General features: G+C 41.2%; 19 protein-coding genes and 1 tRNA gene. 13 read left to right on the top strand and 7 right to left on the bottom strand.

All coding sequences use genetic code 11. The features are described 5' to 3' along the window. Positions 1-49: 49 nt before the first annotated feature. The 3 genes from ACYVHJ_RS20135 to ACYVHJ_RS20125 form a co-directional block, all read right to left on the bottom strand. Positions 50-2,158, bottom strand: coding sequence for an FG-GAP repeat domain-containing protein (locus ACYVHJ_RS20135; RefSeq protein ID WP_460518471.1), 2,109 nt, complete (start codon positions 2,156-2,158; stop codon positions 50-52). Positions 2,159-2,177: 19 nt separating this feature from the next. After that, positions 2,178-3,281, bottom strand: a complete 1,104-nt coding sequence (locus ACYVHJ_RS20130; protein ID WP_460518468.1) for an acyltransferase family protein — start codon at positions 3,279-3,281, stop codon at positions 2,178-2,180. A 181-nt stretch (positions 3,282-3,462) separates the two neighbouring features. Then, on the bottom strand, positions 3,463-4,698 hold the full coding sequence (locus ACYVHJ_RS20125; protein ID WP_460518464.1) for a sialidase family protein: 1,236 nt from the start codon (positions 4,696-4,698) through the stop codon (positions 3,463-3,465). A 283-nt stretch (positions 4,699-4,981) separates the two neighbouring features. Between ACYVHJ_RS20125 and ACYVHJ_RS20120 the strand changes: the two genes are divergently transcribed. The 6 genes from ACYVHJ_RS20120 to ACYVHJ_RS20095 all read left to right on the top strand — a co-directional run bounded on the left by ACYVHJ_RS20120 (position 4,982) and on the right by ACYVHJ_RS20095 (position 13,143). Continuing rightward, the gene (locus tag ACYVHJ_RS20120) at positions 4,982-5,575 is read left to right on the top strand and encodes a Crp/Fnr family transcriptional regulator (protein ID WP_460518461.1); all 594 of its coding nucleotides are present in this window, start codon (positions 4,982-4,984) and stop codon (positions 5,573-5,575) included. Between the two features lie 69 nt (positions 5,576-5,644). Continuing rightward, positions 5,645-6,523, top strand: coding sequence for a pirin family protein (locus tag ACYVHJ_RS20115; RefSeq protein WP_460518458.1), 879 nt, complete (start codon positions 5,645-5,647; stop codon positions 6,521-6,523). 851 nt (positions 6,524-7,374) lie between these two features. Beyond that, positions 7,375-9,156: an FAD-dependent oxidoreductase gene (locus ACYVHJ_RS20110; RefSeq protein WP_339902356.1), complete on the top strand. Its 1,782-nt coding sequence runs from the start codon at positions 7,375-7,377 to the stop codon at positions 9,154-9,156. Further along, positions 9,153-11,018 carry a 2-oxoacid:acceptor oxidoreductase subunit alpha gene (locus ACYVHJ_RS20105; RefSeq protein WP_460518455.1) on the top strand — a complete coding sequence of 622 codons (1,866 nt, stop codon included), beginning with the start codon at positions 9,153-9,155 and terminating at the stop codon, positions 11,016-11,018. The genes ACYVHJ_RS20110 and ACYVHJ_RS20105 overlap by 4 nt, the downstream gene beginning before the upstream one ends. Continuing rightward, positions 10,993-12,045: a 2-oxoacid:ferredoxin oxidoreductase subunit beta gene (locus ACYVHJ_RS20100; RefSeq protein ID WP_303614658.1), complete on the top strand. Its 1,053-nt coding sequence runs from the start codon at positions 10,993-10,995 to the stop codon at positions 12,043-12,045. The genes ACYVHJ_RS20105 and ACYVHJ_RS20100 overlap by 26 nt, the downstream gene beginning before the upstream one ends. A gap of 633 nt (positions 12,046-12,678) precedes the next feature. Continuing rightward, on the top strand, positions 12,679-13,143 hold the full coding sequence (locus ACYVHJ_RS20095) for a hypothetical protein (protein WP_460518450.1): 465 nt from the start codon (positions 12,679-12,681) through the stop codon (positions 13,141-13,143). Positions 13,144-13,869: 726 nt separating this feature from the next. Here the strand turns inward: ACYVHJ_RS20095 and dinB are convergent. Beyond that, positions 13,870-15,060, bottom strand: a complete 1,191-nt coding sequence (gene dinB, locus ACYVHJ_RS20090) for a DNA polymerase Y family protein (protein ID WP_460518447.1) — start codon at positions 15,058-15,060, stop codon at positions 13,870-13,872. A gap of 119 nt (positions 15,061-15,179) precedes the next feature. Between dinB and ACYVHJ_RS20085 the strand changes: the two genes are divergently transcribed. The 7 genes from ACYVHJ_RS20085 to ACYVHJ_RS20055 all read left to right on the top strand — a co-directional run bounded on the left by ACYVHJ_RS20085 (position 15,180) and on the right by ACYVHJ_RS20055 (position 21,888). Further along, the gene (locus ACYVHJ_RS20085) at positions 15,180-15,875 is read left to right on the top strand and encodes an XRE family transcriptional regulator (protein ID WP_303614683.1); all 696 of its coding nucleotides are present in this window, start codon (positions 15,180-15,182) and stop codon (positions 15,873-15,875) included. A 414-nt stretch (positions 15,876-16,289) separates the two neighbouring features. Then, a complete protein-coding gene (locus tag ACYVHJ_RS20080) occupies positions 16,290-16,775 on the top strand; it encodes a methylated-DNA--[protein]-cysteine S-methyltransferase (protein WP_460518442.1) in 486 nt (161 codons plus the stop codon). A gap of 50 nt (positions 16,776-16,825) precedes the next feature. Then, positions 16,826-17,287: a GNAT family N-acetyltransferase gene (locus ACYVHJ_RS20075; RefSeq protein ID WP_460518439.1), complete on the top strand. Its 462-nt coding sequence runs from the start codon at positions 16,826-16,828 to the stop codon at positions 17,285-17,287. Positions 17,288-17,445: 158 nt separating this feature from the next. Next, positions 17,446-17,527, top strand: a tRNA-Leu gene (locus tag ACYVHJ_RS20070). Positions 17,528-17,617: 90 nt separating this feature from the next. Further along, the gene (locus ACYVHJ_RS20065) at positions 17,618-18,511 is read left to right on the top strand and encodes an aldose 1-epimerase family protein (RefSeq protein WP_460518436.1); all 894 of its coding nucleotides are present in this window, start codon (positions 17,618-17,620) and stop codon (positions 18,509-18,511) included. Between the two features lie 79 nt (positions 18,512-18,590). Further along, on the top strand, positions 18,591-20,510 hold the full coding sequence (locus ACYVHJ_RS20060) for an ABC-F family ATP-binding cassette domain-containing protein (RefSeq protein ID WP_460518433.1): 1,920 nt from the start codon (positions 18,591-18,593) through the stop codon (positions 20,508-20,510). 103 nt (positions 20,511-20,613) lie between these two features. After that, entirely contained in the window at positions 20,614-21,888 is a 1,275-nt protein-coding gene (locus tag ACYVHJ_RS20055; RefSeq protein ID WP_460518430.1) for a type IX secretion system plug protein, read from the top strand. A gap of 284 nt (positions 21,889-22,172) precedes the next feature. Here ACYVHJ_RS20055 and cas6 read toward each other — a convergent pair whose 3' ends face one another. The 3 genes from cas6 to ACYVHJ_RS20040 all read right to left on the bottom strand — a co-directional run bounded on the left by cas6 (position 22,173) and on the right by ACYVHJ_RS20040 (position 25,372). After that, positions 22,173-23,066, bottom strand: a complete 894-nt coding sequence (gene cas6 / locus ACYVHJ_RS20050; protein WP_303614669.1) for a CRISPR-associated endoribonuclease Cas6 — start codon at positions 23,064-23,066, stop codon at positions 22,173-22,175. Positions 23,067-23,177: 111 nt separating this feature from the next. After that, positions 23,178-24,275, bottom strand: a complete 1,098-nt coding sequence (ychF, locus tag ACYVHJ_RS20045) for a redox-regulated ATPase YchF (protein WP_339904556.1) — start codon at positions 24,273-24,275, stop codon at positions 23,178-23,180. Between the two features lie 5 nt (positions 24,276-24,280). Beyond that, on the bottom strand, positions 24,281-25,372 hold the full coding sequence (locus tag ACYVHJ_RS20040) for an AI-2E family transporter (RefSeq protein ID WP_460518426.1): 1,092 nt from the start codon (positions 25,370-25,372) through the stop codon (positions 24,281-24,283). Positions 25,373-25,484: the final 112 nt, after the last annotated feature.

The following is a 25,484-nucleotide window of genomic DNA, read 5'->3' as shown; positions in this document are numbered from 1 at the left end:
GACTTACATTTTAGATTGCTCCGCTTTGGCTCGCCATGACGATAGGTATTTACCGCTTAAAATACGGATAATCAGCAGGCTCTTGTTTTCCTGTAGTAGTCATAGTAGAGGTGATATCAAAACTTGGCCTTTGCCAATAATAGAATTGCCCTGTTTCGGTTCCCACTACAAGATCCGGCACACCATCTTGATTAAAATCTGACACCACCGGACCATCGGTATGCCCCATCAAGGTTTTGGACAACACCCTCCCCATGTATTCCAATACCAATTTACCATCCTTCATGCCTTTATTTTTCATCCAATCTACTGCCGGCTTAGAGGATACAATCAGGTCTTCCAAGCCATCGCCATCCCAATCGTGAAAAGTGATTTTCAACCGCCCACTGCTCGACCCTGTACGCTGATTGAGCAAAATGGGTTGACCATCAGGAAAGACAAAATTCCTTTGTGGATGCATCAGTACTAATTTATCGTTCACCTTTTTCCGAGGATACACTGCCAAATAACCTTCATGGTCCAGCATGACCAAATCATTTAACCCATCTTCATTAAAATCCATAATCAATGGAGATGTTCTCCAAGGAGCCAACAATTCATTGTCTGCTTTGGCCACACCGGGCACCCAGGCAGGTCGCTGTGGTTCGCCTTCCCATTCCACGTACAATGGCTTTGGAGCTGCAAGTTTAGGGGCTTTCTTGCTACCAGTATTTTTAAAAAACACAATATTTCCATTGTGTTCATTGGCCAGAATATCCGGCAAATCATCTTCATCCCAATAACCCACATCAATGGTGCTATACCCCCAAATTGGGGCCTCAGTATTGGGAAGGGCTTCCGTTTGAATCAACCGGATAGGCTTTCCATCTGCCTCAAGCAATTTGGGCGCATCCCAGACGGGATCCTTCCCTCCCAGGTTTTTGATAAAGCCAATATGTCCTACACCGTTTCCACTGATAATATCGTCCAATCCATCATCATCCCAATCGAAAATCCTAGGAGCTACCAAAGCCCCGAAATCTACATATTTGGCTTCTTGCTGAATATATATTGGTGCTTCAAATTGTGGTATGCCATCCTTGACCTCTCCAGTATGCCGGAGATAAGAAATCTTACCATCTTCATCACCGGCAAGAAGATCGATAAAACCATCTTTATTCCAATCAATTGCAGTCTGATGCATGGTGGCCCTGGACTCATATTGGATAGGGAGTCCGTCAATTTTCAAAGCCCTCCCGGGACCAAACGCATATTCGGTGGCAGAACCGGTATTTTCGAAGTAAATAATAAAATCATCATTCCAGTCGATGTCGAAATTTTCATGGTTTTTACCGATGCTCATAAAATCATAGTCTCCATCATTGTCAAAATCCGCAAACATGGGTTTCATTGATAGCCCTTCGGACAAAGCAGATCCATCTGATTTCAACAGTCTTTGGGGATTTTCATACACAGGATCCTCATTTGTACCGCTGTTTTTCAGAAACAATACATGGCTCTTTCCATCCGTAACAAAATCAAGATTTTCGGCTGCTTTGCCCAACTTTCCACGATAGGTTCTGGGTTTGTCCCGTGTGGCAACTGCCATCAAATCATGTAGGCCATCCCCATCAAAATCAATAATTTTCCATTCTGTTTTGCAATTGTGCAGGTAATCATAGCCTTCAACAGGTAAATGCACTTCATTTTCATCCCAAAAGACATTTTGAGGCACATCTTTATAAATCAACAATTTCTCCCTTACCCTGTCAGGTGTAAGTACATGCACCCTGCCATCTACATATGAAGCCTGAAATCTTGAACCATCATCTCCAAGTCTCCTTCGCTCAAAGGAAACTTTCATCCTTCTTCTGAAAACAGGCATTTCTGTATTGCCGGATATATTCTCAAAATAGAAAATCCCCGATTCCGTATAGCTTCCGGATTCTGAAATCAACAAATCCAGATCTCCATCCCCATCAAAGTCCATGGGCATGGGTACGGCTTTAAAACCAGCATCCAAGTCCACCAACAACCCGGGATTATTATACGCCAGTTTGTGAAGCATATTGTCACCATACATGCTTGATTCTGCAGAAGGCTGGTTCGTTCCACAGGAAAAGAGGAAAAGGCTACCTATTGCTAAAATAGGCAGCCAGGTTTTAATGGGTTCAATCATTATTGTAAAATGTTTATTGCTATATTTTAATATAAGTATTGTTTTTATACATGTACCAAAGAATTAGGTATAGCAAACCAAAGCCACCAAGTGTAGTCAAAGCCCCATAATATGCTCCTGTATATTGTTCTAACCCGAACATTAGAAAATCTGCTATATCAGGAAAACTTATCACATGGGAAAGCACATAAGCAGTAATGGCGTTCATTCCAATCACCTTAAACATAAAGGCCCATTTATACTTACCTTTTACATCTATGATCCAGTAAAAAATGGCTAATAAAATAAAACATACCCCTGAGGATGCCAATACAAATGAGCTGGTCCATATCTTTTTGACTATTGGATGCCAGATACCCCAAATCATACCTAAGGCAAGTCCTGCTATTCCGGCCAACAAAAGGTAAAGAGCTACTTTTTTACGGGGGAGTGCGGATTTTATCAGTTCTCCTGCAAACAAACCGGAAAGCGTTGTGGCGATGAATCCAAAACCTGTCAATACCCAGGTGTATTGATAGCCATCATCAAACCGCCCCAATACCAAATGGTCAAAATACAACGCATAATTTTTATCAGGAAGAATCACACTTTGACCAACTCCCGGAACATTGGGAACTGTGAGTATCAAGGCATAAATGATCAAACATCCAGCAAACATAATATAGCGCCCATTCTTGCTCAAATAAATAAAAGCCAGACAAGAAAAGAAATAACCTACAGCAATGGCTTGAAGGGTATTGCTAAAGATTTTAAAGGTATTGATATCCAAAGCCAATAAATTCCCTTGCACAATCCAGCCTAGAAAAAACAGGATCAAAACCCGCTTAAAGAGTTTTTTATAAATTTGGGCCTTGCCCGTATTTTCCTGCATCCTTTTGGACAAGGAAAAAGGAATAACAGCCCCCACCATAAATAAAAAGAGAGGCATGATGATATCATAAAAGGTAGACCCAAACCAATCGGGATGGCTAAATTGATCGGCTAGAAAGGCTGTAAAAGGCGATTGCCCACCCTTATGCAGCATTGCAAAAAAACGGTCTGCAAAAATAATAAACAACATATCAAATCCCCTCAGTGCATCTATGGAGAGGATTCTGTTTGGCTTAATGGCATGTTCAGTCATAAAAACTTGGCTTTGGTGGTTAATGGTATCAATAAATCGTTTTCATTCAATTAAAGTATCCATACACTATAGGTAAATACCCTTACCCTCCGTGTTTGGTCTATATAAAACTCAGAAATTAAAACCTAAATAAGTAATTAATTATCTATCAGCAATACAATCGTAGCACCCGGGATAAAGGCTATTTCCCAAAAAGTTTGTTCCGCTTTTTCCATTTAATCTTGGCTACATAAACACTGCCATCGCTACCATACTGCTCCACTCCCTCCGGCTGCATCCATTCGGAAACGGTTACCCAAGTTTCTTTGGGACTAACCTCGGTAATACCAAAATTACCCAGCCTAGCTCCTCTTTCCGGCACCAATATCACTTCAGTATCACGTATTACTGCCAGCTTTTCCGTATCTACTTGGGCCATAAATAAGGGTGCTCGATGCCTAAACACATGGTCATTGTCCGCTCCTTTTCTGGTATAAACCAAATATAAAGCGTCGGAATGCCTGACCCAATGCTGTTGGGTATTGTAATTGCCTAAAAGAGAACCATCGTCGAAAGTCCAAGGTTTGATGGCCTCATAATGTAAACCATCCACACTGGTTGTGATATAACCTTGCAGGTCATTTCTAATGGTTAGAAAATATTTACCCCCAAATTCCATCAAAGAAGGTTCATGCAAACCTCTTGTATCATTGTCCACCTTTAGGGAATTGCCTTTTTTCAAAAAACGCAACTCCTTACCGTCAAAACTGCAATGACAGACCACCACTCTTGAATTTTTTCCCGGAGGTTTATAGTAAATAGGCAATAAGATAGAACCATCAGGTAAATCCAATCGCTGCACACAGCCGGCGCCTGCACTGAAAAACGTTTCACCTTCCGGCATTTCGAGCTTTTTCCAAGACAACCAGTCTTCTGCTTGTGGATCATATACTGAGTAGGCTGTATGCCTGGGTCGGGGATTGGCCACTTTCCATTCCGGGGTGTACACGATGGTATGCCCTATCCCCAGCAATACACCGGTTTTACTGTGCCACTTGGGCCAAAAATCCGCTGCTGCCACAGGCCGTTCCTGCCCATTTATATCTTCAATTCTAGGTGCCAAAGGTTCCGATTTCCGGGGTTTGGTCCAGGTTTTTCCGCCATCTTTGCTTAGGATTTGGTACATGCCTTTAAAGACATCGCTCCCCTCCAGATCCAGGGTACTCATGGTCATGACTATTTCCTTTGACCCATCCACTGTGCCCGCTCTGGGATGCACCCAGCATTGTTTGCCGTCAAACAACTTGGCTACTACATCGAGACTATGGCTAAATTTAGGAGCAAATGGGGCTTTGGAAAAAGAAAAACCTACCTGTGGTAGACCTATTGCTAAAACGGACATACTGCTTTTTAAAAGAAATCCTCTTCGGGTAGCCATGTTAAAGATTTTTGGGAAATGGAGAATAATGAACCAATATTAAGGAAACATACGGAAAAACACCCTTACAAACCACCGTTTTTTCACAAATTAACAATACTATTATCTGATTGGTAATTACCAAACTCCTTTTAAGGGTTCTTCTAAAGTAAAACCGACTGTATGAAGAAAATCATAAAGCAGATTTTCACCGTATGATTTTCAGATGACCGGTATATTTCTGTAAATTCAGGCCTTGGCAAGGAGTCGATCTTTAGCAACAAACCTCAGGTTACCGAAAACAATGAAACACACCACGTTTAAAACTTTCTTGACTTCAAACCTTATGATTGAAGAAAAGGAAATTATATCAATCCTTGAAAATTGTAAGGTAAAACAGGTGAAAAAAGATGAATTTTTACTGAGAAAGAACGAACATTGCAGCCATACTTTTTTCGTAGAAAAAGGACTTTTAAGACAATATTCTATTGACAATAAAGGCAAAGAGCATGTCTTGTCCTTTGCACCTGAAAACTGGTTTGTAACCGATCGTGAAAGCAGTTATTTTAACCAGCCTTCTGTTTATTTCATCCAGGCATTGGAGGACAGTCAAGTGTTTTTTTTAGACGAAAGCTTTATTCAAATGCTTTCAAATAAGGTCCCAAATTTCACGGATTTCAACAATCGACTGCTACACAATCATATCCGCCATTTGCAAAACAGAATCAACCTATTGCTGAGTACAAATGCAGAAGACAGGTATTTACAGTTTGTAAAAATGTACCCGGATATACTATTGAGGGTTCCTCAGACAATGGTGGCCTCTTATCTGGGCATTACACCGGAAAGCCTAAGCCGGGTCCGAAAAGAACTGGCGAAAAAAAATTTCAAGGGATAGCTTCTTATCATAGATCAATGCGTAGAGGTTCTCTACTTGGTAAATTTGTAGTATTAAACAATAAGAGCTATGAAAACAAGAACAGTAGAATTGATAGCAAGTCCCAAAGAGCCTCACTTTGTAGGTGATGGTTTTCGTGTGCATAATTTTATCCCCAGTGGTTACAGGTTGGATATGCAGAGGGTAAACCCTTTTATTTTATTGGATTACAATTCACCCTATAAATTCCCTCCTTCAAGTCAGCCTAAGGGGGTGGGCGTTCATCCCCACAGAGGATTTGAAACGGTAACAATTGCTTACAAAGGCAAAGTGGCACATCATGACAGCAGTGGTGGTGGCGGAGTAATCGGCGAAGGAGATGTGCAGTGGATGACAGCAGCGAGTGGTGTATTGCACAAAGAATACCATGAAGAAGAATGGAGCAAAACCGGTGGAGAATTTCAAATGGTACAACTTTGGGTCAACCTGCCCGCCAAGGACAAAATGAGTTCCCCTAAGTATCAGGCCATAAAAAATAAGGAAATCCCTCGCCAGCAGTTGGAAGACAATGCAGGGGAGATTGAAGTGATAGCAGGTGCCTACAAAGAAGTCCAAGGTGTGGCCTCCACTTTCACCCCCTTGCACATGATGAATGCTAAATTAAACAAAGGAGGGAAAGTAGATTTTGATTTCCCTGCTCATTACAATACTGTCTTACTGGTTTTGGAAGGAGGTATTGAGATCAACGGTAGCGAAAAAACGCCAACCAATCACTTGGCATTAATGGCAAATGATGGAGAAAACTTCACTATAGAGGCAAGTGAAGATTCCGTGGTTTTGGTGCTCAGTGGAGCACCAATTGATGAACCCATTGCTGCCCATGGCCCTTTTGTCATGAACACCAAGGAGGAGTTAATGGAAGCATTCAATGATTTTAACAATGGTAAATTTGGCTATTTAGAAGATTAATAGTCTATGAAAAAACAAATTCGAAAATTAAATTTATAGTCTTCCCGGTTACCGGATCCTGAGCGGAGCCGAAGGTGTAGGTGTTTCGGATACGCCACCCTATAGCTTCGGCTCCGCTCAGCCACCGGGTATTGAGTTCACTCAGCCGTTAGGTATCGGCTCCGCTCAGCCACCGGGATTGATGTGAAGCAACTTGATCTAAATAGATGCTTAGAGGTTTTTGATTAAGTACCGCTTTTGATGTATGCCCCGTCCTGAAAAAAGTTTACAGTTTTAAAATTTATTGTTTGTTAGTACTACCCCAAATTTACAAGCGATCTACCTGCTAGTTTTATCAGCCCAATTAATTTCAGAATATCAGCTATAAATACCTTTTTCTGCAATTCCCCCTTGACAAGGGGGATTCTGATGCGTTTGATATCATACTGGACCCTGGGCGGAAGGGGTAGGTATTACGCGTACGTAACCCTAAGGCTTCGGCTCCGCTCAGCCGCCGGGTTTGGTATTACCATGATAGCACCCGGTTGAGCTGCTACATTGAATACTGTCATTTTGATTTTAAAAAAGTTAATTCTGAGCATATCGATTTTATTAAGAACGCCCTCACTGCAAACACATATTTTTGAGGGGCAATCGCGCTGGACAAAGCTGAGCCAATTTTACCTAAGTGAATTAGGAGAAAACGAATACAAAACAGGCTGAAAAATCACAAATACAGGAAGGAAAATGGGCTAAGTGTTAAAAATGTTCTCCAATAATTTGGTTTGCAGGGTTAAGTTTTCTAAAATTAATCTGAATTAGCAACAACGACCTTTCCTCCCACAAAGTAAAGGTCAAAACCCAAAATAATAATGAAGCCTACCGATACGAGTAATCCAGAGTATTACCACAAGGTAGTGGACTGTCAGTACGCCTGTCCAGCCCACACACCGGTCCCTGAGTACATCCGAAAAATTGCAGAAGAAAAGTACACCGAAGCCTATATGATCAATTGGGAATCCAATGTATTCCCCGGGGTTTTAGGCAGAACCTGCGACCGCCCTTGTGAACCTGCATGCAGAAGAGGAAGAGTAGAAGAAGAACCCGTAGCCATTTGCAGGTTAAAGCGAGTGGCTGCAGACAATAAAGGGGATGTAAAAGCCCTGATGCCTCACGCTCCGTTTCCTTCGAATGGCAAAAAAATAGCTTTGATAGGCGGAGGCCCTGCTTCATTGACAGTGGCCAGAGACTTGGCACCTCTGGGCTATGAAATCCACTTGTTTGACGAACAGATTGCCGGAGGGGGCATGATGCGAAGCCAGATCCCAGCATTCCGGCTTCCAGAAGAAGTACTCAATGAGGAAGTCAACTATATCTTGGATTTAGGCATCCATACCCAGTTTATGCATTATGTAGACAGCCTAAAAGGTGTGCTGGAACAAGATTATGATGCGGTATTTGTAGGTACAGGAGCCCCCAGAGGTCGTGACCTGCCCAAACTTCCCGGCAGACAAGAAGCAGATGCCAACATCCATATAGGCATAGAATGGCTGGCCAGTGTAGCTTTTGAACACACCAAAAAAATCGGCAAAAAAGTAATTGTACTCGGCGGAGGAAATACCGCCATGGATTGTTGCCGTACCTCTCGCCGTCTGGGTGGAGAAAGTGTAAAAGTGGTAGTTAGAAGTCCATTCAAGGACATGAAAGCCTCTCCCTGGGAGAAAGAAGATGCCCAACACGAAGACATTGATATCTTCGACAACCATGTACCACTCAGTTTCGAAGTAGAAAATGGCAAGCTGATCGGTATGAAATTCCAGAAAGTGGATGCCGTCTATGACGACAAGGGCAAAAGAAAATTAATCCCAACCGGCGAGCCGGACGTTTTTATAGAAGCAGACGAGGTTTTGATTGCCATAGGTCAGGAAAACAGCTTCCCGTGGATAGAAAGGGACATAGGACTTGAGTTTAACGAATGGGAAATGCCTACGGTAGATAAAGTTACTTTCCAATCTACAAATCCAAGGGTCTTTTTTGGAGGTGATGCAGCCTTTGGACCGGAAAACGTGATAACGGCTGTGGCACATGGACACCAGGCAGCTGTATCCATGCATTTATTCTGCGAGCAAAAAGACCTTACAAAGCGGCCTGCTCCGTTTACCAAGCTCTTCAGCACCAAAATGGGCATCCATGAATGGAGTTACGACAGCCCGGTAACCAACGACGAACGATTTTTGGTACCTCAAGCAGAGAAATCCCTAACCTTGGTAGACAGAAAAAAAGAAGTCGAACTGGGATTTAACCTACCCACAGGCTTTAAAGAAGCCCAACGTTGCCTGAACTGTGATGTGCAAACGGAATTTACGGAGGACCGCTGCATAGAATGCGATGCCTGTATGGACGTTTGTCCCACTTCTTGCATCACCTTTACCGGCAATGAACCGGAAGAAGACCAATTGAGGGAAAAATTACTGGTACCGGCGACCAATAAATCTCAGGATATTTTGGTGTCAGACACACTCAAGACCGGCAGGGTCATGGTTAAGGATGAAGATGTATGTCTTCACTGCGGACTATGTGCCGAAAGATGCCCCACCTCCGCCTGGGACATGCAACAATATTTTTACAGTGTAACAAAAGCAGGAAGTATATGAAGGAGCAACAAACCATTGCCCACCCTCAAGCAAGAGTAAATGATTTCGTAGCACGGTTTGCCAATGTGAACGGCACCGGCTCAGCAAGTGCCAATTTTCTATTTGCCAAAGCCATCTTCAGGATGGGAATTCCCGTCACCCCTAAAAATATTTTCCCTTCCAATATACAAGGGCTTCCTACCTGGTATGAGGTAAGGGTAAGTGAAAAGGGCTACCTGGGACGCAGAGAAGGCATAGACCTGCTCATAGCAGTCAATGCCCAAAGTATGAAGCAGGACATAGAAAGCGTCCATCCCGGAGGCTACCTGATGTACGACAGCACCAAAAAACTGCATACGGATATGATCCGGGGGGATATCCATTACTTGGGAGTCCCCATGATGGAAATGGCCAATGCAAACTACAGCAACCCAAGACAAAGGCAACTGTTCAAAAACATCATTTACGTAGGTGCCCTTTCTGTTTTGCTAAACATAGAGTTTGAGGTATTGGAAACATTGCTCAAGGAGCAATTTGCCGGCAAAGAAAAGCTGATAGCTCCGAATGTAAAAGCCCTGCAACTGGGAATGGAATATGCCAAAAAGCATTTTGACTACCCCCTACCCATAAGACTGGAAAGAAGAGACCTCGTCAAGGATAAAATCCTGGTGGATGGAAATACAGCCTGTGGACTGGGTGCCGTATATGGAGGAGCAACGGTCATGGCTTGGTACCCCATCACCCCTTCAACTTCTGTTGCAGAGGCATTTGAAAAATTCGCAAGCAAATACCGAGTAGATCCCGAAACAGGAAAGAAAAACTATGCCATCGTTCAGGCTGAAGATGAACTGGCAGCCATGGGAATGGTCATCGGTGCCAACTGGAATGGGGCAAGATCCCTGACAGCGACAAGTGGCCCGGGAGTCTCACTAATGAGTGAATTTATAGGTCTGGCTTATTTTGCAGAAGTACCTGCCGTATTGGTAGATGTGCAAAGGGCCGGCCCCAGTACCGGCATGCCCACAAGAACGCAACAGTCGGACATTACCATCGCCGCCTATGCCTCCCATGGGGATAGCAAGCACCCTTTGTTATTCCCCTCTACTCCCAAAGAGTGTTTTGAAATGACAGCTACCTCCTTTGATCTGGCAGATCGCCTTCAGACCCCCATCATACTGATGACAGATCTGGATCTGGGCATGAACGATCATATGAGCGAGCCATTTACATGGGATGCTGAAAAGAAATATGACAGAGGAAAAGTATTGAACAGGGAAGAACTAGAAGCCATGGGAAGGTTTGGCAGGTACCTAGACAATGAAGGAGACGGTATTCCTTATAGAACCTATCCCGGCACCCATCCATCCAAAGGCGCCTTTACCACCAGAGGAACTTCCAGAGATGAGTATGCCGTGTACACTGAAAACAGTGAAGCCTATGTGCGCAATATGAAACGCCTGCAAACCAAGTGGGAAACGGCAAAAAAAATAATGCCCGAACCCCACTTGTATCAAGAAGAAAACCGGCAGGAAATAGGCATGTTGTTCTTCGGAACCTCCACCTATTCTTCAGAAGAAGCCAAAGATTTGCTGGCAGAAAAAGGCATTCACCTGGATGCCATTCGCATCAAAGCCTTCCCCTTTGGAGAAGCTACTGAGACATTTATCCAATCTCACAAGCTTGTGTTTGTCATCGAGCAAAACAGAGATGGGCAGCTTCGCAGCCTGATCATTAATGAAATGCAAACCAATCCTGCGAAACTAGCCCCTGTACTGAATTATGATGGCATGCCCATCACTGCAGACGACATCGCTTCCCAAATCACCAATTATTTAAAGCAAAAAACCGCCGTAGCTCATGACTTATCTGAAACCTTTATTTAGACACCCAAAATTGCCCAAAAACAAGCTGGGGTATACCCTTAAAGAGTATGAAGGAAGTATTTCTACGCTCTGTGCAGGTTGTGGACATGACAGTATCAGTGCCACCATCGTGCAAGCTTGTTACGAATTGGATATAGAACCGCATCTGGTAGCCAAAATTTCCGGAATAGGTTGCTCTTCCAAAACCCCGGCCTACTTTCTAGGCAATTCCCATGGTTTTAACTCTGTGCACGGCAGAATGCCTTCCGTAGCTACAGGAGCCAATATGGCCAATAAAAACCTGGTTTATTTTGGTGTTTCGGGAGATGGAGACACAGCTTCCATTGGTATGGGACAATTTGTGCATGCCATCCGTAGAAACTTAAATATGGTCTACATTGTGATGAACAATGGCTGCTATGGCCTTACCAAAGGGCAAGATTCAGCTACTGCCGATGTAGGGTCTAAGAGCAAAGCGGGGTCTATCAACCCATTTCAACCTGTGGACCTTGCAAGTCTGGCAGTAGAATTAGGAGCCACCTTTGTTGCCCAGAGTTTCAGTGGTGACAAACAGCAGTTGGTTCCACTTATCAAGGCTGGTATACAACACAAAGGCCTGGCCTTTATTAATGTAATGTCCCCGTGTGTCACTTTCAACAACAATCCCGGATCCACCAAATCCTATGATTATGTACGTGAACACATGCAAGCCACGGGTACCTTGGATTTTGTCCCCGAAGAAAAACCCATTCATGCCGAGTATGAGGAAGGTACGGGCACAGCTGTATCGCTACATGATGGCTCTGAGATGAAATTACACAAATTGGCTCCGGACTGGGACCCCGAAGACAGGGTATCCGCAGCCAATGCCATTCAGCAAGCCCGGTTAAAGGATGAAATACTCACCGGCTTACTGTACATCAATACGGAATACGGTGACTTGCATGACATTATCGACACTTCCGATACACCTTTAAACACCATGAAGGAAAATACGTTGTGTCCGGGAACGGAAAAACTGGACACCATCAATGCGGGATTCAGGTAAAAAAATCCTGACACCATCACATCCGAAACAAACAAAACCCCATCGCTACTGGAAGTGTTGGGGGCTTTGTTTTTAAGGATGAGGAAGATTGCAGGACCCACAAGTACCATGACAGGATAAAATCCAATAGGCCAATATTTGGGAACCTAAACTCCATGATATTGGCTCAGGAGACAGACAGAGACTTTTACCTGTACTCGATAGGGTAGCGAAAAACTATCCATACATCGGCTAGCTATTGAAAGCACCAACGCCTCTGACAGCTTTAAATACCTAATGATGCACAAGTACTGGAGAAGTCACGTAAGGTGACCCAGAAAACCAGAAGTGGGAGATGCTAGTGTGAAGATGTGATTTTGGAGATATTCAGATAATTTTTAATTGTTATAATTTCAAAATCTGTTCGTTATTTTCAGACAACTTTATAATAAAAATTGAAAAATAATCAATCATTTATGGGTATAAAACCTGAGAAATAAACGCTAAATATTAACAATTTGTAGTATAAAAAGTATTGTATTGTAACAATAAGATTACCATATTTGTGAAGTTACGTTGCGAAAATAACTACGCAATGGATTGAAAATTAAGGCTTTTATTGAGTTTAATCTTTTTATACTAACTTATAAATCCATGAACAAAACATTAAACCCAACAATTGGAGGTGCTTTTGATGAAATTGGAGAAAGCTCATTGAAAGCGCGAGGCTTGGATATTCGCTATCAGCAGGTCTTAAACCATTATTTGGACACAATTACCGATTTGATTAATATAATCGATCAAAAGGTTCAGTTAATGGAAGTGGTTTCTTCTCAGCTTGAAAAATTAACGTGGATAGAAACCACTTCGAACAATGATACACTACAAAAAGTGAGTTCGATCCTACACATTAGTAGGGGAATGCTTTCTGGTTTTAAAAATGATTTGAAAGCCATGGAGGAAGGTAAGATTGACCAAGATTGTCCTTCTACAGTGTCAAAGTTTAGGAACGAGATAGAATTGTTAGAAGAGAATATTGTGGATACAGAAATGATCTTTTTTGAGTTAAGAACTGACTCTGATTTTAACGATCTCGATAAACAAATATCAAATTTCTAAATGATTTTTTTTTGTATCCCACAAGTAAAAGATCAAATCTATAAACTATCTAAAAAAAGTAGTTACAAAAATCTCAACACTGAGTTATTCGATTTTTTTGATGGTATAAACAATGGTAATAATAGTTACCATGGAAAAAGATTAAATTGCTCTTCTCCTAATCCATTTATCAAAAAGAGGATTGAAGGCAGGGGGGGGATTTCGGATTTATTATTATATTATTGTGATCAACGATTCCCTTTTTTTGACAGCATTGCATCCCAAGGTAGGAAAACTTGGAAAATCAAATCTTTCTAAAGATGAAATTAAAAGTGCTCAAAAAAGATTTAAAGAGAATTACGAGAATCGAAACTACTTTAAAATCACTTTAGACCGTAAGAAAAAAGAGCTAAATTTTAAGATGGTAACTACTTAATCCTAGTTCCAAATAATATTTTTTTTTAATTTATCAATAAAACAATATTCAATAGTACAGTTTGGGTTTGATAGCTTTTTCGATTTTTCGAAGTAATCACCCCAAAGTTCAGGGTCTTCTTCGAATTGGTTGGCAGGGTTCGAACTATCATTATAAAAGAATATTCTCGTAATTTCGTTCTTTTCATTGCTTTGAATGGCATCCTTGGATGGCCAAGTTCAATTAGAAATTCACCCGCTGATTTATTTTACTTGGTATAAAATAAGTAACGTTACATTTCTCTATGCTTTAGAATTTCGGGATAGCCTGACTCAGTTCTCCTTCCCATTAAACGGGTTAAATTTCCGACTCCCTACATGCATGCCCACAGCCCTGCAGACCGTTTTGTCTCCATACTTGCCATTGAGTCGATCCAAGGCCTGGTACAAAGAAATACGTTCTTCTGTATCTTCAAATAAGTTGATCTGATAATGCCCATGCACCAATCCGCTAAAGCGAACACCTATCAGGCGAATCAATAATCGCCGTTGGTACAGTTGCTGAAAAAGCGCCTTTACCAGGGGAAGGAGGACATGGTCTGCTGAAGTATAAAATACCCGGCGCTGTACCGTATGGGTATCGAAATCAGAATAACGAATCTTAACAGATACAGTAGAAGTCAGTTTTTGTTGCTGCCTCAGTTTGCTTGCCAACTGTTCTGTCATGGCCGTAAGTGTGGCTTCCAGCAGGCCTACATCAATGGTATCTTGTTCGAAGGTGTTTTCGGTGGAAATGGATTTGGCTTCCGAATAAGGCGTAATGGGAGAGCGATCGATACCATTGGCCTTTTCCCAAATCATCAGTCCATTTTTGCCAAAGGCAGATTCCAACAACTCCGCAGGCATGGCTTGCAGGGTGTGGATTTTCTTTACGCCCATATTGTATAGGGTATGGGAAGTTTTCTTCCCTATCATGGGGATTTTTCTCACAGACAATGGTGCCAAAAAAGGTTTCTCCTCCCCATAAGGTATCTGCTTTTCATTATTGGGCTTGGCTTCTCCCGTGGCCACCTTGGACACCGTTTTATTTTGTGAGAGTCCTAAAGAAATGGGCAAACCACTTTCTTTGATGATTTTTTGTCGCAGCTCCTGGGCCATTTTATAACAACCAAAAAACCGATCCATGCCCGTATAGTCCACATAAAATTCATCTATGGAAGATTTTTCAAAAAGCGGCACACTCTCACGGACAATTTCAGTGATCTCACTGGACTTCTGGCTGTATTTAGCAAAATCACCTCTAATCTGCAAAGCCTCCGGACAAAGCTGCCTGGCCGTACGCATGGGCATGGCAGAATGAATGCCAAACTTCCGGGCCTCATAGCTGCAAGAAGCCACCACTCCCCTGTCTCCTGATCCCCCTATCAAGATAGGCTTGCCCATAAGCCGACTGTCATACAAACGCTCTACCGACACAAAAAAACTGTCTAAATCCATGTGTACAATGTTTCGTCTTTCTGCCATTACCTTCCTCTCCTAGTATGATTTACAATCTATTTTGTTAATTTTATTGACATTTTATTGTTTATAATTTAAACAATTGTTTTATATTTAAACCATTGATTTCATTAAAAAATTTGACCATGTACCTCCACAGCAATATCAAATTACTGCGCAAAAGAAAAGGAATCACACAATCCCTAATGGCCGAATCACTGGGCATCAGCAGGTCCAAGCTTGCCGGCTATGAACTAAGTATCAGTCCTCCGCTGGATACATTGGTGAAGATTTGTGAATACCTGGAGGTATCGGTAGATCTGATCTTGAAGGAAAACCTGGAAAAATATCCTGCGCACAAGCTCAGGGAGGTGTTGGAAACCAGTCGCTACCTCAAAGGCCGAGATTTACGCATCCTCACTACCACGGTGGATGCGCAAGGTCGTGAATTAATAGAAGTGGTTTCTCAGAAAGCAAAAGCCAGTTACCTGGCAGGATTTTCAGACCCGGACTTTATTGGGGATTTGCCTCGGTTTCACCTCCCCTTTCTCCCACAGGACAAAAAATACAGGGTTTTTCAGGTAGATGGAGACTCTATGGAACCCATCCCTGATGGAGCATGGATCATTTGTGAATACATAGACGATTGGACAGCCATACGTGACGGTGAGAAATACGTTATTGTCACCGAGCAGGATGGGGTTACTTTCAAACTGACTTACAACCAATTGAGCAAAAAAAAGCAGCTCTTACTCTGTTCAAGTAATCCTTTGTATCCCCCTTTTGAAGTAAAAGCGGAGACGGTTCGGGAAGTATGGAAATACCGCATGATGATGGTATAAGTATCTCAAATAAATTGGTAAAAGCAGAAATTAAAGTTACCTTTAGTCCAGTAGACAATCACCATCCGTATAATTTACAGCAACATTTTACGCTGTTATCTGTTAATAACATACAGCCTTCTAAATCCCCATGAATAGGGCACTCAGAAGGTCGCTTGCAATTATTTTTATTTTGAAATGCAACAATGCCACAGGGCTTTCATTACCCCTTTTAGTAGACCTCGGCAATGCTCAGGAGAAGCTGATCGGATGAGGGAGAACTAAAAAGTCAGAGGCGGAGCATAGAGTAGCAAATTGACAAATGCCTATTCCAGGCTAAAAGAATTGAATAATAGTATATTTCATTGAAGCGTCAGCAGTAATACTGAATGAATAGCGTTTAAACCTTTTGTTGGTTTTAAAATTGTAGAGGATATGAAAGAAACAGTAGTCATTACGTCGCCCTTAGGAAATATCAGACTTGTCGCTGCAGATGGTTTTTTGCTGTCCTGTAGTTTTACAGAAGATCCTGTAACAGAGAGAATAAACAACTTGTTTTTCCTAGACATCATCAGTCAATTGAATCGTTATTTCGATGGAGACCTCCGGATTTTTGATATTCCGGTAGCCATTGGAGGCAGCACATTCCAAAAAAAGGTTTGGATGGAAGTAAATAAGATTCCTTTTGGACAAACGGCTTCTTACCAAGACATTGCCAATGCCCTTTCTAAGCCTACCGCTGCCCGTGCTGTAGGTGCAGCCAATGGCACCAACCCACTATTGATTGTTATTCCGTGTCACAGGATCATTGCCAGTACGGGAGAGTTGACCGGCTATGCCGGAGGGCTGTGGAGAAAACTTAAGCTGCTACAAATGGAAGCCATGGATCAGCCGGGTAAACAATATAATTTGGGTTTTTAATTTTCCGGCCAAACACTTTCTTCTTTTTACCAACATCCCTATTTTTAAAGATGGAAAAAATCAATATCCATCTTTACACACCCGAATTGGCTCCTTATTTCCTTTCCATCAATCGGGAATGGATAGAGAAATATTTTGCCATGGAGGCTTTTGATATTGCTCAACTACAAAAACCACAGGAAACCATCCGAGATCATGGTGGAGAAGTGTTGTTTGCCGAATGGGACAAGGAAATTGTAGGGACAGTGGCTTTGAAAAAAATAAATGAAGCTCAGTACGAATTAATTAAAATGGGTGTATCACCCAAAGCCCAAGGCAAAAACATTGGTTTTCACCTAGGAGAAGCCGCACTGGAATGGGCCAAAGCACAGGGCGCCGATAAGGTGATTTTGTACAGCAACAGTCTATTAGCTCCTGCAATAGCCCTTTACCGAAAAATGGGGTTTAAGGAAATTCCCATGGAATGCGGAACTTACGACCGCTGTGACATTAAGATGGAGTATATTTTTTAATTTTTGTCACCTACGCTTACTGAACCACTAATTGCTGCAGATTAATAGGTCCTGATTTCTATTTCCATTATTTTCTCCACTCTTTACCTTCTCAAATAATTTGTAATCATTTTTGTTTGCACTGCTGAAATTATCTTCTACTTTTGCACTTCCCATCTGCGCACGTGGTGGAATTGGTAGACACGCCATCTTGAGGGGGTGGTGCCTTCGGGTGTGGAAGTTCGAATCTTCTCGTGCGCACTAAACCTTTCCAGAATTTTGGAAAGGTTTTTTTTTGATGTCATTTTATTATTAATTTCACTTTTATTCACCTTTTTCAACCCTTCAATCATGTCTTCCCCTAGTATTCATCGTTTATCTTTTGGTCAGCTAGAAGCCCAAATTTCTACCATGGGCGCAGAATGTATTTCGCTCAAAAAAAATGGACTGGAATTCCTTTGGCAAGCAAATCCAAAGGTATGGGGCCGCCATGCCCCCGTATTGTTTCCAATAGTTGGCAAATTAAAAGACAACCAATACTTCCATAATGGCGAAACCTATACCATGGGCCAACATGGTTTTGCCCGGGATCGAAATTTTGAATTGATTGAAAAAACCGAACAGAAACTTACCATGGTACTTAAGGCTGACGATCTCAGCAAAAAAGTTTATCCTTTTGATTTTGAACTTTCTATTCAGTATAGCCTTAGTGAAAATGGCATGGATGTAACTTATAGTGTTCGCAACCCTTCGGACAATGAAACCCTACTTTTTAGCATTGGTGCGCATCCCGGTTTTGCCTGTCCACTGGAACCTGAGAAGGAATTTTTTTCAGATTACCTGATAGATTTTGGTCAAAAGGAGATTAACAAGCTTCCCCTGTACACCTTAGAAGATGGGCTGATCTCTTCGCATAAAAAGACATTGGCATTAGATGCCGGGAAAATAGCCTTGGATTATAAGCTGTTTGAAAATGATGCCTTGATTTTAGATGTAGACCCGATTACCTCTATTAGCGTTTGCAGTCAAAAAACAGGCAAAGGTTTTGCCATGGAGTTTTCAGACTTTAAATGGCTGGGTATATGGACCAAAGAAAAAGACGCAAAATTCGTTTGTCTAGAACCTTGGAATGGGATTGCCGCCACCACAGATCATGATGGGAGCCTGGAAAATAAATTGGGGATCGAAAAGTTGAGGCCACAAGGCCTTCACAAAGCTGAGTTTAAGGTGGACCTATTGGGGTAAAAAGAGGAAAAATCGCTACTTTATTGAATTCCTTTTTCTAATGCTGCCATATACCGCATAGTTTTCTTAATTTTGCGGCATGTTATCCATCAACAATCTCTCTTACTATATTGGGGGCCGTCCCCTTTATGAAAATGCCTCCCTACACATCAAACCAAAGGATAAAATTGGCTTGGTAGGGCTCAATGGTACAGGCAAGTCTACGCTTTTAAAGATCATCTACGGCGACCTTCAACCCAGCTCTGGAGAAATCCAAAAGTCCAAAGACTGTAGCATAGGCTTTCTTAACCAAGATTTATTGTCCTATCAATCTGAGGACAGCATACTGGATGTGGCCCTGGAAGCATTTAAAGAGACCTTGTCACTTCAAGACGAGATTGACAAGGTGCTTAAAGCGATGGAAACAGACTATTCTGATGAAATCATTCAGAAACTCGCCAATCTTCAGGAAAGGTTTGAAGCCTTGGAAGGATATACCATCAAAGCCAAAGCAGAAGAAGTTCTGGAAGGTATTGGTTTTAAAACTGCTGACCTAAGTCGACCACTGAAGACCTTCTCCGGAGGCTGGAGAATGCGGGTGATGTTGGCCAAGCTACTTTTAGAAAAGCCATCTTTACTGATGCTTGATGAGCCTACCAACCACTTGGATTTACCTTCCATTCAGTGGGTGGAAAACTACCTTAAATCTTACGAGGGAGCGGTAATCGTGGTATCTCATGATCAGACTTTTTTGAACAATGGCACTGAAACCACTGTAGAAGTTTCTCGGGGAAACCTTACCAGCTATGCCGGAAATTACGCTTTTTACAAGAAGGAGAAAGTGGAAAGGGAGGAAATCCAGCAGAATGCTTATGAGAATCAACAGCAAATGATCAAGCAAACGGAGCGTTTCATCGAGCGTTTCCGGGCCAAAGCTACCAAATCCAATCAGGTACAATCTAGGGTCAAGGCCTTGGACAGAATGGAAAAAATTTCTCAGGTAGAAAAAGATGAAGTAGCTGTTAATTTTAAATTTACTTTTTCTCAAAAGTCCGGACGTGATGTAATTACTTTAGAAAATGTATCCAAATCTTTTGGAGACCTGCAAATTCTTAAAAACACCACTGCCCGTATTGAAAGAGGAGATAAGATCGCACTTATTGGTGCCAACGGTAAAGGGAAATCCACTGTTTTAAGAATTATTGATGGATCAGAGCCCATACAAGGGAAAAGAGAAGAAGGATATAACCTTATTAAATCCTTCTTTGCCCAGCACCAGTTAGAGGCCTTGGGCATCAACAATGAAATCCTGCAAGAAATGATGCAGGCAGGAAGCAGGAAATCTGAAACAGAGCTACGGAATGTATTGGGTTGTTTCTTGTTTACAAATGATGATGTTTTTAAGAAAATAAAAGTACTTTCCGGTGGTGAAAAATCCAGGGTAGCCTTGGCCAAAACCCTGATTTCTGAAGCCAACTTTCTGTTGCTGGATGAACCTACCAACCACCTTGACATTCAATCAGTAAACATTTTGATACAAGCCTTACAGCAATATGAAGGAACTTTTGTCACCGTTTCTCACGACCGTTTGTTTATCAAAGGTGTAGCCAATAAGATTTGGTACATTGAGGATGAGCAAATAAAGGAATACCCCGGAACCTACGATGAATACGTTTACTGGAGAGAAAATCAAGTAGAAAAGGTAGCCAAACCGCAAAACATTGTAAAAAAAGCTCCTAAGCCTGCACCAAAAAGTTCAGCAAGCAAACAGGAGGATCATGCCCATAAAAAGGCCATAAAAGAAAAAGAAAAGAATTTAGAAAGTATTGAGCAACAAATCACTGCGCTGGAAAAGAAAAAAACGGATATGGAGCATCAACTGGCTCAACCTTCCGTTTATGAAGATGAGGCAAAGATGCAGCAGCTTAATGAAGTTTACCATAAAATCCAAAAAGAAGAAAATGCGCTCAACCAAAAGTGGGAAGACCTGGCGGAACAAATAGAAAGTTTGCAGAATTAAGGTTAAAGTACTTGAACACTTGGTAGGAACTAGCCCTTGAATTTTCTTTTGGATTAATTTAGCCTCATACGGAAATCACTGTCAATTAACCTAATCGAGACCAATGAAACATCCATTGATTAAACTTGTAATAGTATTTATTCTGTTTGCAATGGAGCCTCTATCGGCTCAAGAAATCCATGAAAACCGGGTGTATGATGAAAACATTAGGACGGTACAGCTCTACCCGGCAGGCACAGAATTTTCGGCGCAAATGACAGCCCCTGTCATTCCTCTTGGTGGGGCTACTCCTTTGGAACTGCATTTTGATGATATTGCATTTGAGACGGATCGCTATCTGGCCAAAATTATTCACTGCAATGCCGACTGGACCACTTCAGGTCTTAAGGATCCGGATTTTCTAAGCCAATTCAATGAATTCAACATCAACACCTATGATTATGGGATCAATACAAGGATTCCCTATATCCACTATACCTTCGAAGTACCAAGTGTTAAAAGATCCGGAAATTACCTTTTAAAAGTTTACAGAGGAAGAAATGAGGAAGACGTAATCTTCACCAAAAGATTTATGGTTTACCAAAATCAAGTAGGTATAGGTGCTGAGGTCGTTCCTCCCAGCTTGAATGAAGACCGCAGAACAAGTCAACAAATCAATATCAATGTTGGTTACGGTCAACGTGAATTAATTGACCCATTGAACAATACCCTGATAGTCATCCGTCAAAATCAGCGATGGGACAATGCCATTTATGGCCTGAAGTTTACCAATATTAGGGATGATATCAAACAATTGCAATACCAACTATTTGATGGTTCCAACACTTTTCAGGCAGGCAATGAGTTTCGCTTTGTTGATTTGCGCTTTGTACGTACCAGAGGACGTAACATTTCAAGTGTTAGCATGGAGGAGGACGTCGTTTTTGCAGAAGCAGCCATAGACAAAGAAAGAAAGGCCCTTGCTTACCTTGAATACCTGGATCTGAACGGACAATATGGGGTTTTCAATATGGAGCGTCAAAATCACCTATTGGAGAGTGAATATGTACTTTTGAACCTAAACTTTGAATCACCTGAATTACCTTCTCCACCTTATGTGTTGGGGGCATTAACCAACTGGGGAAAAGATCCTGAAGCAAAGATGGTCTACAACAAGAAAAGAGGACTGTACCAAGCCAGTTTATTTTTAAAGCAGGGATGGTATGACTATCAATATGGCCTTAAGAGTCCGGATGGCTGGGAAATGGCAGCATTTGAAGACAATCATTTCCAGACGGAAAATGAATATGAAATATTTTTCTATTACCGAGCCATGGGGTCAAGGTATGACGAATTGATCGGCTATACAGTAATCAACCCCAATAAGAGGAGGTTTTAAAGTTATTTACCGGAGAGCCCTCATAGAAGGTAGGCCTTGGAGCACAATTATTTAGGCAGACCTTGCAAACTTCCGACTAGCTAGGGTCTTTTGATCGAAAAGCATTACAGCCTATCTAAAAAGACTTGATGCTAAACACCCTATTAAGCCAAAATTACTCCAGTTCATGCTCATCAATTCGCCACTTCTATTAGTTGAATAATTGATTGACAGGTTCAACAGAATGCTAAAACTTCCGGACTTAGGCAAAAAAATACCCGGTGATTTCTCCCGGGTATTTTCTATTAATTGTTTTCTTCTTCAGATTTGCTATCTCCACCTTCCGCTCTTTCGTCGTTTTTACGTGGTTCATGCCCTTGGGCTCTGTAAGGTACAAATCCTTCTCTTTTAAATTTGTATGGTTCAGTACGTTGGCTTGGCATATTATTGGCTAAATCCAGCATCCCAAACCCTTTGTGGGTAAAAGCCCCCAGTCCGCACTTGAATACAAACTCCTGCACTTCACTAGCAGCATACAAAGTAAAAGGCAAGGTATAGCCTCTGACTTCATATTTCACATCCATATCATAGACAGAGTAGATTCTAGCAAACTTCTTTTGTTGTTCCCGAAGTTTGTTAACGTAAACCATATCAGGAACGACTTGAAATTTATAGAAAGACTCCATTTGTTCTTGGTTGTACCAACCCGATTTCTCCATCCTTGTGAGTGTAGACTCATACAAAAGATCAGAAAACTCATCCGTATCAGGATTTATAAATCTTTTACCTGACTCATCATCAAATGTGGGAGTAAGTAAAACCAAAGGGGAGATACATACAAACTTGTTGGATGTTTCTAATGGTGGCTCAATTTCTTTTTCAGTATACTCTGGCGACAATATTAAATTCCCCAATTCAATTTTTGGGGTTTTAAAAACCTGCTTTAATAGATAATCTATAAAAGGTTCATCAGGCGCTGAAACCACTAGAGTAACCAAACTGGAATAATAATGCAACCCACTTCTACTAACTTTTGTTTGGCCTTTTAGCCCGGAAAAGTTAAAGTAATTGTAGTTAAAAAATTCTTCCTGGCCTCCTTTTACGATCAGGCCTTTTAGAAACTGAGCTAAGATGTACTGATGGTGAAAGGGTAAGTAAGCACCTTTGTTCTTTAAGGAAAATATTAATCTAATTCTCACGACTTTAAAAATGAAAAGTTAAACAAAAATTTTATTTCATCATACTACCTGAACTAACTGAGAGTTGAGTAAATAAGTTGCAACAAACTTAATAATAATATTTTAATTTATTTACACATTGAACCTAAAATGCATGATATCTCCGTCACAAACTACATATTCTTTACCTTCAACTGCAATTTTCCCGTTTTCACGGCAAATTGCCTCCGTTTTGTACGTTTCAAAATCTTTAAGTTTAATCACCTCTGCTTTGATAAACCCTTTCTCAAAATCAGTATGAATTACACCTGCTGCTGCGGGAGCCTTCCAGCCATTGGTAATTGTCCAAGCTCTTACCTCCTGAACGCCGGCAGTAAAATAGGTAATAAGGTTTAGTAGTTTGTACCCGGCTGCTATCAATCGATTCAATCCACTTTCCTCAAGGCCGTATTCTCCCAAGAACATTTCTTTTTCTTCAGGATCTTCAAATTCAGCTATCTGCTCCTCCAAGGCCGCACATAAAATGACTACCTCTGCGTTTTCCTGGCTTACTTCTGCCTTGAGCTTCTCTACATACTCATTTCCCTCCTTGATGCTATCTTCATCTACATTGGCCACATACAATACAGGCTTGATCGTCAATAAATGAATATCAGCAATAGCTTCCAAATCATCCTCATCAGCATCTACTACACGGGCATTCTTCCCTTCTTTTAATGCTTCTTTAAACTTATTTAAGCTTTCAATGGCCTTTTTAGCTTTGGCATCACCACTTTTTGCCACCTTCTCTATCCTCAGCAACTTTTTATCTACTGATTCGATGTCTTTCAATTGTAATTCGGTATCGATTACCTCCTTATCAAAAATAGGATCTACCCCTCCGGCTACGTGCACTACATTGGGATCATCAAAGCACCTGATGACATGTATCACAGCATCAACCTCTCTGATATTTCCTAAAAATTTATTTCCTAAGCCTTCTCCCTTGCTTGCTCCTTTTACTAATCCGGCTATATCTACAAACTCGATCACTGTAGGAACCACTTTTTGTGGATTTACCAGGCCTTCCAAAATTTGTAATCGCTTATCCGGCACCGTCACTACCCCTACATTGGGCTCGATGGTACAAAAAGGAAAATTTGCTGCTTCTGCCTTGGCACTTGACAAGGCATTAAATAAAGTTGACTTACCTACATTAGGCAAGCCAACAATTCCGCATTTGAGTCCCATTAATATTAAATCTTATCTATTCTAAATATTCTGTATTCTCTATACCCTCTGTAAAATTCCTTTATAGAAACCCTAAATATAGTATAAACCGGTATGGCGAAAATCATACCCAATACACCGGCAATTTTTGCCCCCACAAAGATAATAACAAATATTTCAAGAGGATGTGCTTTTACCGATTTCGAAAAAATAAATGGCTGTAAAACCACATTATCACAAATCTGTACCACAGAGAAAACAGTCAATATCTTGAATAAAAAGAAATATACTTCATTGGCAGTATTAAAGTCTCCCGTAGACAAGCCTACCAAAACACCAAAAGTAGCACCCAATAATGGGCCTGCATAGGGGATTAAATTCGCCACAGCAGCAAATACCGCAATTGTCATGGCGTACTGAATATTACCTATGGTCAAACCCACAGAGGCAATGGTGAAAATCACCGACATTTGAATTAACAAGCCAATCAAATAATTGGACAGCAACCTTTCCACCTTATGAAAAGTAGCCACAGACAGTTCAAAGTATTTGTTCGGAATGAAATTCAATAGATTTCTTCGCAATAGACCATTCTCCAGAAGTAGGAAAAAGGTGATAAAACCTATAGCCAAAATACTTATAAAGAAGCTGCTTGTAGTAGAGATTACCCCATTGATAAAGCCCTGAAAGTTCATCTCATTGATTCTATCAATCAAGCTGTCCTTAACTTGCTGTATCAAATACCCCGGCTCATTATCAATTAGATTTAATTGAATCAAGATAGCTTCCAGATTTTCTATCGGTCTTTGAATTTGATCATAAAGATAATTGACATCCAAATCCTTCAACAATTCTACCTGAGAGCGAAACAAAGGGATAAATAGCAAAACCAAGAAAAACACCACAGAAATAATGGCCATAAAAGAAATCAAAATAGCCATGGCACGGGGAATATGTTGCCCCATGATAAAAAGGTTATTGATCTTATTGGTTAAGGGCCTAAGCGCCGCTGCAATGACCAATGAAAATATAAAATACAGGCTTATGTTAGAAAAATACCATCCTAATACAAAGACTAGAAGGGTGGCAACAATAGCTGTTAAAATTACCTTTAGCATGGCTCAAAAATAACAAAAAAATCGAACCCTGTATCATGCATTCTTCTAATTGAAGAAAAACATTTGCAAGGTTCGATTGGTATATTTTGTTGGTCTTAATGTCCTAAGCCGT

The organism is Cyclobacterium sediminis (genome assembly GCF_054781075.1).
The sequence above is the reverse complement of the archived record's forward strand: the minus strand, read 5'-3'. Positions and strand labels throughout refer to the sequence as shown.

Coding starts and splice junctions, on each gene's coding strand:
- ACYVHJ_RS20105 (WP_460518455.1), top strand. CDS start 9,153: ATGAAGGAGCAACAAACCATTGCCCACCCTCAAGCAAGAGTAAATGAT.
- ACYVHJ_RS20110 (WP_339902356.1), top strand. CDS start 7,375: ATGAAGCCTACCGATACGAGTAATCCAGAGTATTACCACAAGGTAGTG.
- ACYVHJ_RS20120 (WP_460518461.1), top strand. CDS start 4,982: ATGAAACACACCACGTTTAAAACTTTCTTGACTTCAAACCTTATGATT.
- ACYVHJ_RS20115 (WP_460518458.1), top strand. CDS start 5,645: ATGAAAACAAGAACAGTAGAATTGATAGCAAGTCCCAAAGAGCCTCAC.
- ACYVHJ_RS20095 (WP_460518450.1), top strand. CDS start 12,679: ATGAACAAAACATTAAACCCAACAATTGGAGGTGCTTTTGATGAAATT.
- ACYVHJ_RS20065 (WP_460518436.1), top strand. CDS start 17,618: ATGTCTTCCCCTAGTATTCATCGTTTATCTTTTGGTCAGCTAGAAGCC.
- ACYVHJ_RS20125 (WP_460518464.1), bottom strand. CDS start 4,698: ATGGCTACCCGAAGAGGATTTCTTTTAAAAAGCAGTATGTCCGTTTTA.
- ACYVHJ_RS20100 (WP_303614658.1), top strand. CDS start 10,993: ATGACTTATCTGAAACCTTTATTTAGACACCCAAAATTGCCCAAAAAC.
- ACYVHJ_RS20055 (WP_460518430.1), top strand. CDS start 20,614: ATGAAACATCCATTGATTAAACTTGTAATAGTATTTATTCTGTTTGCA.
- ACYVHJ_RS20130 (WP_460518468.1), bottom strand. CDS start 3,281: ATGACTGAACATGCCATTAAGCCAAACAGAATCCTCTCCATAGATGCA.
- ACYVHJ_RS20085 (WP_303614683.1), top strand. CDS start 15,180: ATGTACCTCCACAGCAATATCAAATTACTGCGCAAAAGAAAAGGAATC.
- ACYVHJ_RS20060 (WP_460518433.1), top strand. CDS start 18,591: ATGTTATCCATCAACAATCTCTCTTACTATATTGGGGGCCGTCCCCTT.
- ACYVHJ_RS20075 (WP_460518439.1), top strand. CDS start 16,826: ATGGAAAAAATCAATATCCATCTTTACACACCCGAATTGGCTCCTTAT.
- ACYVHJ_RS20080 (WP_460518442.1), top strand. CDS start 16,290: ATGAAAGAAACAGTAGTCATTACGTCGCCCTTAGGAAATATCAGACTT.
- ACYVHJ_RS20040 (WP_460518426.1), bottom strand. CDS start 25,372: ATGCTAAAGGTAATTTTAACAGCTATTGTTGCCACCCTTCTAGTCTTT.
- ychF (WP_339904556.1), bottom strand. CDS start 24,275: ATGGGACTCAAATGCGGAATTGTTGGCTTGCCTAATGTAGGTAAGTCA.
- ACYVHJ_RS20135 (WP_460518471.1), bottom strand. CDS start 2,158: ATGATTGAACCCATTAAAACCTGGCTGCCTATTTTAGCAATAGGTAGC.
- dinB (WP_460518447.1), bottom strand. CDS start 15,060: ATGGCAGAAAGACGAAACATTGTACACATGGATTTAGACAGTTTTTTT.